Origin of the sequence: Pseudomonas migulae NBRC 103157, from assembly GCF_002091715.1 — a bacterium.
Lineage (GTDB): Bacteria > Pseudomonadota > Gammaproteobacteria > Pseudomonadales > Pseudomonadaceae > Aquipseudomonas > Aquipseudomonas migulae_A.
The window spans coordinates 12348-23974 of the sequence record NZ_BDAG01000026.1 but is presented as its reverse complement, the minus strand read 5'-3'; the positions used below and the strand labels follow the sequence as shown (position 1 = coordinate 23974).

Below are 11627 nucleotides of genomic sequence, written 5' to 3'. Positions count from 1 at the left end.
GAAAATTGCCGTTCGTCTCGACATTGCGCGCCGCTGAAAATGAAATTTTCGCCAAACGGCGCAGACTACGGTGCCTGACAGCATTCAGCCGTCGGTGAGTGTCAGTGGGCATTTAGGGAATCATATAGTCGTACGACAACGCATGTCGTAACGATATAGGCCTATGTAGGAGCGAGCTTGCTCGCGATGGTCGTTAACGAAAACGCGTGTTATCTGACTAAACGCGGTGCTCTGAAGTCCATCGCGAGCAAGCTCGCTCCTACAGGCTTACTTGACCAGCCGCGTTTCCTTCGACGGCCTGTACCCGAAATACGAGCTATAGCACTTGCTGAAATGACTCGGCGACACAAAGCCACACGCCACCAGCACATCCACCTGGGACAGCTCCGTGTGCTGGAGCAGTCGACGCGCCTCGGTAATCCGCAGCTCCATGTAATAGCGCTGTGGCGTGGTACCGAGTTGCTCCTTGAACAAACGCTCCAGCTGTCGACGAGAACGCCCTGCATAGACCGCCAGTTGTTCCAGCTCCAGCGGCTCTTCGAGGTTGGCGTCCATCAGCTTCACCACCTCGCGCAAGGGAGCGCTCACACAGACATTTTCCGTCGGTTTGATGCGCCGGTAGCGGGACTCTTCGAACGCGAGGATGTCTTCAATACCCTCGACGAGCGCCTTGTCGTGCAAGCCCTTGATCCAGTCCAGCGCCATGTGGAAAGCCCCTGACGGACTGGACGCCGTGAGCCGGTCCCGGTCGATGACAAAAGGCTCGCTGGTGACGTGCGTGGCCTTGGCAATTTCCGCGAGCGCAGGGCGATGTTCGGGGTGAATCGCGCAACGGTAACCGTCGAGCAAACCGGCGATCCCGAGGAACCATGCGCCATTCCACAATCCAGCCAGGCTGACACCTTGGTCGGCGGCCGCTCTCAACAGGCTGATCAACTCATCAGTCGCTTTCAACTCGGTTCGGTAGCCACCGCAAATGACCAGCAGATCGAGGTCGTGAATCACCGAACAATCGATGCGCGCATCCGGGCGAATGACCAGCCCCAGATCGCTGACGACTTCCCCGTCGTTCAAGCCGAACGTGCGGGACGAAAACAGTTTGGGTCGTAGCAGATTCGCGGTGACGATCGTATCCAGCGCCTGGGTAAAAGCAGGCAGCGAGAAATGTTCGAGCAGCAAAAAGCCTGTCCGTGTCATTTGAACAGGCTCGCCGGGGTTATCGTTCAGATAGCGAAGATTCTTCCCCTTCATGCCTCCGCTGAATTGGCGTCGTTCGATCAAGGTGTGTGGCACTCGGTTGCGTTAACGGACAGGGACTCTGGTACCTCAGGATATCGCAAAACGGGCTACGCTCCTCCAATCGGTTCATCTGGAGACAGCGCCATGATTCGCACTATGCTGACGGCTACCCTGCTTCTTGCGCTAAGCCTTCCATCCCATGCCGGCGTGCCTCCCTTCCCCACTTCCTTCCGCACTCAGGACATCCCGGTAGAAGGCGCGAAAATCCATGTCCGCATCGGCGGCAAGGGTCCCGCTGTGGTGCTGTTGCACGGCTTCGGCGACACTGGCGACATGTGGGCGCCACTGGCTGCCGACCTGTCCAGGGATCACACCGTCGTGGTGCCGGACCTGCGCGGCATGGGTTTGTCGTCGATCCCAGAAAGCGGTTACGACAAGAAGACGCAAGCGGGTGATGTGCGTGCGGTGTTGGCCTCGTTGGGTATCGAACACTCGGTGGTCATCGGCCACGACATCGGCACCATGGTCGCCTTCGCCTACGCCTCGCGTTATCCGCAGCAAACCGATCGCCTGGTGGTGATGGATGCGCCCGTGCCGGGCATCCCGCCGTGGAACGATATCGTGCGGTCACCGATGCTGTGGCACTTCGACTTCGGTGGCCCGGATGCCGAGCGCCTGGTGGCCGGGCGTGAGCGCGTCTACCTGGATCGCTTCTGGAACGAGTTTGCCGGCGACCCCACCAAGGTCGACGAGGCAACCCGTCAGCACTACGCCAGACTCTACGCACGACCCGGCGCGATGCATGCGGCGTTCGCGCAGTTCCGCAGCATTCGTCAGGACGCGCTGGACAACGAAGCGTCGATGAAGACGCGCTTGACCATGCCGGTGCTGGCGATCGGTGGGGAAAAATCCTTTGGCAACAACGAAGCCATCGTCATGCGCAACGCGGCGGACAAGGTCACGGAAGTAGTGATTCCAGGAGCAGGACATTGGCTGATGGAAGAAGCGCCCACGCAGACCATTCAAGCGATTCGAGACTTTTTGCAGTGACAGCCTGTCGCCGATCAAAAACGAATTGAACCCCTCGCGCCATCGTGTTTTCGAAACTTTATCAGCGCTGACCCCTGATCCGGCAAGGCGCCACTGGAGAGGAAATCCCGATGAACAGTAGAGTTCTGCTTCTGATCGCCAGCCTAGGCCCTACCTTGGTTTTCGCTGAAGGCTGCGACGTACTGACCCGCTCCCAAAGCCCTTCCGTGCCTGTAGTCGAATCCCATAGCTGTTATGAGTACGAAGGCATGCCGGTAAATTCCATCGATTGGTCCTGCAGCAATGAAAGCAAGGAAATGACGACCAGCACCAGGAAAAAGGTCGACCAGTGCGACGAGCATTATCAAGCCACCTGTATTGCGACCTTGACTCAGGAGTCGCTGGCCAACCCTCATTCCACCAGTAAGGACAAGAATGCCAAGTCGCTCAACATTCCCGACAATGCCCAAGTGACGACGTATTACTACGACGCCGAGCACTTGAGCCAGGTGAAGATCGATTGCGAGTCGGGCGGTGGTCACTGGAAAGCGAAGTAATTACCCAGGTTTTATTCCGGCGACCAAAACACTTACCCTGCCAATTGAAGCAGGACATTTATAAAACACTTACGAATCATCCATAAAAATTATTACGCCATGACAATATACAGGCGTCACTTAAGTGACTATTACCCGCTATACTCCAGAAGGCCGCTGACTTACAGCACGGCCCCGACCCTTATACAGTCGGGATAATTCATACGCCCCGACGAACGGACTACCATTTTAAATAAATACTTTTAAATCATCGCCTTACACTTACTAAAATAATCAACAATAACTGTGCTGAAATATCGAAAAACTATAAAAGACCGACCACAATTTCAAAAGTTTCAAACTTTTGAATTTAATAAAAAAATATATATAACACTTTTAAATACTGTTCTTCGATGCTAATAATTCGGCGATCCGGGCTCCAGGCAACGCACTCTCTCACCTGAAGTGAACATCAATTCACTTCGCACGCCGATGACCCGACCTTAATTAAATCCAATTACCGCTAGCTTGCTCAAGTTCCAATAAAACTGGGCCGCTGTTGTGTTGCGCACTAAAACTGCGCGAGGAAGGCATCATCGCTCGCCAAAAGATTAAAATCCTTTCGATCTTCGGGACCCGTCCGGAAGCCATCAAGATGGCGCCGTTAGTCAAAGCCCTTGCCGCGGAGCCGGGCATTGATTCGCAGATCTGCGTCACCGGCCAGCATCAAAGCATGCTGAAACAGGTGCTGGATCTGTTCGACCTCAAGGCTGATTGCACCCTTGATGTGATGACGCCGCACCAGACGCTCAACTCGCTGACCGCGGCGTTATACGCCGCGATTGACCCAGTGCTGGAACGGGTCCGCCCGGACCGGGTGCTGGTGCATGGCGACACCACCTCGGCCATGGTCGCCGCGATGGCGGCATTTCATCGACGCATTCCGGTCGGCCACGTGGAGGCCGGGCTGCGAACCGGGGACATCTACAGCCCGTGGCCGGAAGAAATGAACCGTCGCTGCATCGACCTGGGTGCAGACATGTTGTTCGCGCCGACCCTCGAGTCGCGCCAGAACCTGCTCGACGAACGCCTGCAGGGTCGCACCTTCGTGACCGGCAATACGGTGATCGACGCGTTGCAGATGACTGCGCAACGCATTGAGCAGGACGCCGACTTGCGTGCCAGTCTGGACCAGCAGTTTTCGTACCTGCAGAGCGGCCGCAAAGTCTTGCTGGTCACAGGGCATCGTCGGGAAAACTTCGGCGAAGGCTTCCTGGATATCTGCAAGGCCCTGAGTCATCTGGCCCGGCGTGCGGATATCCAGATCGTCTATCCGGTGCATTTGAACCCCAATGTCATCGGCCCGATCACCGAGCAACTGGGCGACCTGCCCAACGTGCACCTGATCAAGCCGCTGGATTACCTGGCCTTCGTGCGCCTGATGCAACGCGCCCACGTGATCCTCACTGACTCCGGTGGCGTGCAGGAAGAAGCGCCGTCACTGGGCAAACCGGTGCTGGTCATGCGTGACGTAACGGAACGCCCGGAAGCGGTAGCGGCGGGCACGGTTCGCCTGGTTGGCACCTCGCCGGACTCGATCATCGCCGGCGTCAACGCGCTGTTCGATGACGATCTGCTGTGGCGGCGATGCTCTCTGGCAGCCAACCCTTACGGCGATGGCAAGGCCAGTGCGCGCATCGTCGACGCCCTGATGGGGCGCCCGGTCGATGATTTCATCGTGGTCCCTGCGCTGCCCGGATCCCTGGGAACTGTAGGAGCGAGCTTGCTCGCGATGGACTCAAGAACGCCGCGTTCGGCCAGTAGATATGCGCCATCGTTAACGACCATCGCCAGCAAGCTCGCCCCTACAGATCGACATTAGGCCAACACCTCTCTTTAAACCGAACCGCTCCTCCCCTTATCAGCTCGAGATCTACCTGAATGAAGTCTTCCGTTGCCATCCATACGGGCGCGCTCAGCGCCCTTGCCTGTGGCGTGAGCCTGCTCGCGCTCATGCCGACCTTTGCCTTGGCCGCGGACAGCCCGCTCACCCAGGCGATCAACCGGCTCAACGCCGACACTCGCCAGGAGCGTGTGGTGCGTTTGAGCGATCTGGGGATCGACGCGCCGATCATCCTCGGCTCCACCGATGCCCGTCGCGAGCTGTATCTGCCTGTGCCGGCGGGTGTGCCGCTGACGGAGGCCACCCTGAATTTCAACGCCAGCTATCTCAATGGTGAAGGCGGCCGCAACACGCTGCTGCTGTCGCTGGACGGTTATCCGGTGCGCGCCGAAGGGCTCAGCGAACCTCAGGGCGATGCCAGCACCACGCTGGGCGTGGACAAAAAACCGCGGGACAGCGGCTCGTTGCGCCTGGGCATTGCCTGGTCGTCCATCGTGTCCCGCGTGTTGTGCGAAGACGAACGCGCCATCGGCAACGTGTTGCGTATCGAACCGGACACGCGCCTCACCTACAGCTACGACGCCAGCCAGTTGCAGGACGTTGGCGCCGCGTGGACGGCATTGCCGGGCAAACCGGGCATCATGGTCGCGTCCGGCACCTTGTCCGCCGAAAGCTACGATGCGGCGTGGCGCCTCGGGGTGGCGCTGGAGCGGATCGGCAAGCACGGCCGCATCCTGCCCTTCCCTGCCATTCAAGACAGCGTTGACCTCAGCGGCCTGCGTATTCCGGCTGAGTTGCTGAGCATTCCGGCATTCGCCAGCCTCAACGGCAAAGGCTCGCACACGCTGGCAGACGCTGCACAAATCGGCGCCCTGCTGATGCTGGGCCAGACGCCGAACGTCCAGGCGGACCTGGCCATCAACGACCCGCAACTGCTCAAGGCCGTCAATGCATCTCTGGACGCGCTGCAGAGCCAGATTCAAGGTCTTGACGCCACGGCAGCCAACGCGCTGACACAGTGGCGTGAGCGGCATATCAACGCAGGTCTGGCCGCCACCGGTACTGACAACGTGCGCCTGGCGCTACTGGGCACACGCCCGGTGCTGATGATCGCGCCGCAAGCCACCGGCAAGGCCTTGGCCTTGTTCAGTTCCGCCTGGAACACACTGGCACGCAGCCGCCAATTGACGGTCAGCGAAGCTCAGTTGCCATTGAGCGCCGACGGCCGTGTGGCCTTGTCGCGCCTGGGCGGTAATCCTGGCGCTATCGACGTGCTGGCCAAATCCGACTGGAGCACTTCATTCCCTCTGGGCAGCGTGGCCTATGACGGCCGCTTGCCAGTCAAGGCTGTGATCGATGTGTCTGCCGCGCCGGGCGCCTCGGACACCGCCCCGGTGGCCTCGCTGTTTCTCAACGACTATCTGATTGGCGCGCAACAGCTCGTGGCCAACGGTGAAATGCAACGTATCGAAGCGCGTATCCCGCGATATGCGGTGGGTGCAACGAACGTCTTGCGCGTGTCGTTCCAGCGCCAGCCAGTGAGTGACCGCTGCCTGGAAACGCCACAAGCCTTCCCGGTCTCGGTGCTGCCGACCAGCCACATCGTGCTGGATAAAACGGCCCTGGGTGATGACTTCTCCGGCATGGCCGCGCGCTTTGCCATGGACACGCAAATCCTCGTACCCCAGGCCTACCTCGACCACCCGGCAAGCAGCTTGCCGCAAGTGATTTCGGTGGCCGACGGCGCCGGGGTCTCGCCACTGCGGGCACAACTGAAAGTCAGTGCCGATCCAAAGATATCGGTCACGCCGGACAAAGCCTTCCTCGCCTTCGAGCTGCCGATCATGGACAGCAAGGAATCGGTAAAAGCGGATGAGCAGGGTCGCCTGCGCATCAATCACAAGGATCAGGTGCTGCTGGACGTGCATCCCCTCAACCACCTGACCTCGTTGCAAGTGGTCAATGCCGGCGGACAGCACGGTCTGGTCTATCGACCGCTGGGCACTGACTCGCCACGCTTCGCCAAACCGATTCTGCTGGCCCGCGGCGACGTGGCGATCCTCGGTGACAACGGTGCACTGACCACCTTCGACACCCAGGACCCGAGCGGCAGCCAATTGATCGACAACGATGAACCCAAGGGTCTCGACGCCTGGCGCACGCCGTCGCTGTTGTGGCTGATTCCGGGTGGCATCCTGTTGGTTCTCATCCTGTTGCTGGCTGGCCGAAACGCCCGTCGCAATCGCCAGTAACGGAACCCTTCGATGACGTCGCTTTATTGGCCCTACTGGTTGGCCCACTACTACAGCTTCCTGGAGATCTCGACCATCGTGGTCGCGATACTGATCCTGATCTCCAGCCTGGACGATCTGTTCATTGACCTGTGGTACTGGTCTCGCCGTCTGTTTCGCAAGTTCACCGTGGACCGAAAATACCGGCCGCTGACCGCCGAGCAATTGATGGCCCGGGACGAACAGCCGCTGGCAATCATGGTCCCGGCCTGGCTGGAATACGACGTCATCGCGCCGATGATCGAGAACATGGTGTCGACCCTGGATTACCAGAACTATGTGGTCTTCGTCGGCACCTACATCAACGACCAGCGCACCATCGATGAAGTGGAGCGCATGCGTCGGCGCTACAAGCAACTGCATCGCGTGGAAGTCCCGCATGCCGGGCCGACCTGCAAGGCTGACTGCCTGAACTGGGTGATTCAGGCGATCTTCCTGCACGAAAAAACCCACGGCATGACCTTCGCCGGCGTGGTTCTGCACGACAGCGAAGACGTGCTGCACCCGATGGAATTGCGCCTGTTCAACTACCTGCTGCCGCGCAAGGACATGATTCAGTTGCCCGTGGTGTCACTGGAGCGCAACTGGTACGAATGGGTGGCCGGCACCTACATGGATGAATTCGCCGAATGGCACGGCAAGGATCTGGTGGTGCGTGAAAGCATGACCGATACCGTGCCGTCCGCCGGGGTCGGGACCTGTTTCTCCCATCGCGCCCTGCGTGTGCTGGCCGGGGAAACCCAGAACCAGCCATTCAACACCGACAGCCTCACCGAGGACTACGACGTTGGCGCACGCCTGGCCAAGGTCGGCATGAACGCGATCTTCGTGCGTTTCCCGGTGCAGTTTCGCGTGCTGCGCAAATCCTGGTTTCGCAAGCCTTACGAATCGACCCTGAAGATGCCGTTGTGCGTGCGCGAATTCTTTCCCGATACCTTTCGCACCGCTTTTCGCCAGAAAGCTCGCTGGACGCTGGGCATCGGCCTGCAAGGCTGGGAACAAATGGGCTGGAACGGCTCGCTGGCCAACCGCTATTTGCTGTTCCGCGACCGCAAAGGCGTGGTGACCGCGTTCGTCAGCATCATCGCCTATGTGATTCTGGTGCAACTGCTGGGCCTGATCATCCTGCGCCAGAGCGGGCTGTGGGACGTGAGTTTCCCGACGCCGTTCGAGACCAACGGTTTCATCAAATACCTGCTGCTGGCCAACGGTATTGCGTTGGCCTGGCGTATCGCCCACCGCTGCTATTTCACCACCGTGCTGTACGGCTGGCAGCATGGCTTGCTGTCGATCCCGCGCATGGTCGTGGGCAACTTCGTCAACTTCATGGCCGCCTCCCGCGCGTGGCGCATGTTCATCGTCGGCAAGGTGATGAACCGCAAACTGGTGTGGGACAAGACCATGCACGACTTCCCGTCCACCGACCTGGTCGCGGCCGCACCGCGCAAGCTGGGCAGCGTGTTGCTGTCCTGGCAGGCGATCAACGAAACCGATCTGCAAAGCGCCCTCACCGAACAGAAAACCCGGCACATGCCATTGGGGCGGATTTTGCTCAGCAACGGTTGGCTGGATGACGAGACACTGGCGGAAGCCATCGCCTTCCAGAACGATCTGCCGCGGGTGTTCGATGTGGCCGGCAAGGCGCAGTCGTCGACCCTGACCCTGGACGATGAATTCGCCCTGCGCTGGCGCGTCGTGCCGCTTGGCTTGAATGCCGACGGCCGCGCACAAGTTGCCGTTGCCAGCCCGTTGCCGGCTGCCGGCCTGCAACAGGTCAGCGAGGTATTGGGTAGCGAACCGGTGCAGCTGATTGCCCGGGAAAGCGAAATCGTTGCGCAGTTGCGTCAACTGAACGTGCGCGATGGCCAGGCCGTGCCGGATGCCCGCGCGCCACTGCTGGGTGACCTGCTGATAGAAATGGGCCTGCTGGATCGCGACGAGTTCAACCGCGCCATGCTGCAGTACCGCCCGCAGCGTCACGGACGCATCGGCGACTATCTGGTCGACAGCGGCGTGTTGTCTCGCGCCACCATCGAAAAGGCCGTGGCACGTCAGCACAGCCATTACCCTGCGGAGCTTCCGGCATGAACCGCCCCTTGTTGACCCTCATGGCCACGGGGCTGAGCCTGCTGCCCGCGCTTGTGCACGGCGAAACATTGCCGCTGCCACTGACCGGCCCGGCCTATGTCACCGCCAACGAGGCGTACAGCGCCTATGAGCGTAAAGACTATGACCTGGCCATCGCCAAGGCCCGCGAAGCCTTGCGTCAGCGCGCCGACATCACGCGCCTGAATACGCTGATTACGCTGGCCCAGCGCGACAAGGAATTGCGTGACCATCCCAAGCGCTATCCGCAGTCCCGACAGACCCCCGGCTTCGGTGCCGCGGCAAAAGCCTTCAAGGCCTATGATCGCGATGACTTCGGCGCGGCGGCTCAAGCGGCACGTAACGCTATCGCGCAGGCACCCAAACGCATGGATTATCGACTGCTGCTGATCGAGTCCTTGCAGCGCCAGCAACATCTGCAAGACGCAGATCAGGCTACCATCCAGGCCCTGGCAGTGTTCCCGAACGACGATACGTTGCTGATGCGCCGCGAAGCGATTCGTCGGCAACTGGCGGCGCCACTGGCGGTTGCGGGGTATCGCGCCCTGGAGCAAGGCCATGTGCAGCTGGCCGTGGACCAGGCCAGGAAAGCCGTGGCCTGGGCGCCGGAAATCGGCGCCAATCAGCAACTGCTGATCAGTGCCCTGCTCGCTGCCAACGACTACCGTGGCGCCGAGCTGGCCGCGTCAGGCGCGTTGGCCCAGGACGATGGGGAAATCGCTCCGTGGATTCTGCGCAGTTATGCCCTTGATCGACAGGGCAAAACCCAGGCGGCCCAGGCGGACCTGAATCATGCCCTGGCCATCGATGGCCTGCTGGCAACAGAAACCCGCGACATTCGTTTCTTCGCCGCCGACACCGCACTGGCCCACGGCGAGCCGCAACAAGCGCTCGATCATCTGCAGCCGCTGGCCGACGATGACAACGGTGAAGTGGCCCGCCGACGCACCGCCGCTCGCATGGCGTTGCGACAGAAAGTCAACGGCTCAAACGCTGTGGCCCGCTTCCCGGCACCGGCCTTGAACTGTCAGGAAACCGCGTTCGGCCTGGTCTGCGATATCTGGCCGGGCAACCAGCGTGACGGCGGAACCGAGATGGCCGGGCAGGCCTACGCAGCGCTGGCTCGCAAAGACCCGGCAACAGCGGGTGCACTGGCAAGTGAAGCCATTCGCCGCGCGCCGCAGAATCCGGCTTACCGACGTCTGCTGGTCAGTGCTCTGAGCGAACAGAAACGTGTGCCCGAAGCCATCGCGGCGGCCAGCGAAGGCCTGAAGATCACCGGCGATGACGCCCAACTGTTGGCCCAACGCGGTCGCCTGCGTCAGCAATCGGGCGACGATTCCGGTGCACGTCAGGACTTTACCCAAGCCTTGGCGCTGGGCAGTTTGCCCGCTTACGAAGAGGCCAGCCTGTATGCCGCCATCGGCCAGCGCCGGACCGCGCGCGAACGATTGCAACAAGCGCGGGACACCGGCGAACTGGAGTCGATGAGCGATTTGCAGATCGCTTATTTGTCGGTCCAGGCCGGCGATGACGACGGTGCACACGCGTCATTTCGCAAGTCCGACGCCGTCACCCGACTCACGCCGACAGCCACGCAGGACGCGGCCTATAACGCCATGCGGGTCAATGACGACGAGCAAGCCGTCGCCTACTTCAAACGCGTCATCGATGCGCAAGCGTCCGGTGATCTGGACATGCCTGCGCAGCAGCTGTTCGACACCCGCCGAGCGGTGGGCGATGTGTCGCGCAGGATCGGCTTGACCAGCACCACCAGCTATCGCGGCAACAATTCCAGCAGTGGCCTGAGTTCAGCGCCCAGTAGCGGCAGCAGCAGCAATGACAGCCTGCAAAACAGCACCGAACTGTCCTGGCGCCCTTTGGGTTATCGCAACGCTCGCTTTGTCGAACTCTACGGCCGCGTCACCGACACGCTGTGGAGCAAGAACGGCGATTCGGATACCGGTTTCGACGCGCTGCAAGGCGCCGTCGGAGCCCGGGTCAAACCGTTCACGTCGCTGAACGTGATGGCCGCCGTCGAACGCACATTCCCGATTGGATCATCGGACGTCGATGGTGACTGGCTGGTGCGCCTGGGTTATGGCGCAAGCGTGGGCACCGATCTACGGGTCGATGCCTCCAGCTGGTGGACCTCGCAGTTCTTCGCTGAAGGCGGTCATTACATCAACGACTCGCGGGACTATTTCAACAGCGAATGGCAGGTCGGTCGCAGCTACGCCATTGGCGGCGCGGGTTCGCGCTGGGTCAGTTTCCCCCATGTGGTGGCCGCGTTCGATTACGACTCGAAAATGAACAGCGGGACCGATGCCGACGGCAGCACCGAATCATCGTCCGGCAAGGCCGGGGGCGTGGGTGTCGGCAATAACGTCCGCTACTGGTTCCGCGAGGACACGTACAACGCCCCACGCTCCTACGTGGATTTTTCCCTGCAATACCGCGTGAAGGTGTTGGGCGATGACCGCGCTCAAGGCGTATTCGGTCGCCTGACTTATTCCTATTGAG

Annotated in this window: 7 protein-coding genes; 6 read left to right on the top strand and 1 reads right to left on the bottom strand. The window is 60.5% G+C overall.

All coding sequences use genetic code 11. From position 1 onward, the window contains the following. Nucleotides 1-267: 267 nt before the first annotated feature. A complete protein-coding gene (gene souR, locus PMI01S_RS19165; protein WP_174602677.1) occupies nt 268-1281 on the bottom strand; it encodes a transcriptional regulator SouR in 1014 nt (337 codons plus the stop codon). 102 nt (nt 1282-1383) lie between these two features. Between souR and PMI01S_RS19160 the strand changes: the two genes are divergently transcribed. The 6 genes from PMI01S_RS19160 to PMI01S_RS19135 all read left to right on the top strand — a co-directional run bounded on the left by PMI01S_RS19160 (nt 1384) and on the right by PMI01S_RS19135 (nt 11626). Next, nucleotides 1384-2289, top strand: coding sequence for an alpha/beta fold hydrolase (locus tag PMI01S_RS19160; RefSeq protein WP_084321654.1), 906 nt, complete (start codon nt 1384-1386; stop codon nt 2287-2289). Between the two features lie 110 nt (nt 2290-2399). Beyond that, nucleotides 2400-2825, top strand: coding sequence for a hypothetical protein (locus PMI01S_RS19155; RefSeq protein ID WP_084321653.1), 426 nt, complete (start codon nt 2400-2402; stop codon nt 2823-2825). 634 nt (nt 2826-3459) lie between these two features. Next, complete coding sequence (gene wecB, locus PMI01S_RS19150; RefSeq protein WP_235864423.1) at nt 3460-4686, top strand: non-hydrolyzing UDP-N-acetylglucosamine 2-epimerase; 1227 nt, start codon at nt 3460-3462, stop codon at nt 4684-4686. Between the two features lie 59 nt (nt 4687-4745). Next, nucleotides 4746-6959, top strand: a complete 2214-nt coding sequence (locus PMI01S_RS19145; protein WP_084321652.1) for a hypothetical protein — start codon at nt 4746-4748, stop codon at nt 6957-6959. Between the two features lie 12 nt (nt 6960-6971). Then, the gene (locus PMI01S_RS19140; RefSeq protein WP_084321651.1) at nt 6972-9086 is read left to right on the top strand and encodes a glycosyl transferase family protein; all 2115 of its coding nucleotides are present in this window, start codon (nt 6972-6974) and stop codon (nt 9084-9086) included. Continuing rightward, nucleotides 9083-11626 (top strand): bacteriophage N4 adsorption protein A, encoded by a 2544-nt coding sequence (locus PMI01S_RS19135; RefSeq protein ID WP_084321650.1) that lies wholly within the window; start codon nt 9083-9085, stop codon nt 11624-11626. Before PMI01S_RS19140 ends, PMI01S_RS19135 begins: the two co-directional genes overlap by 4 nt. Nucleotide 11627 lies beyond the last annotated feature (1 nt).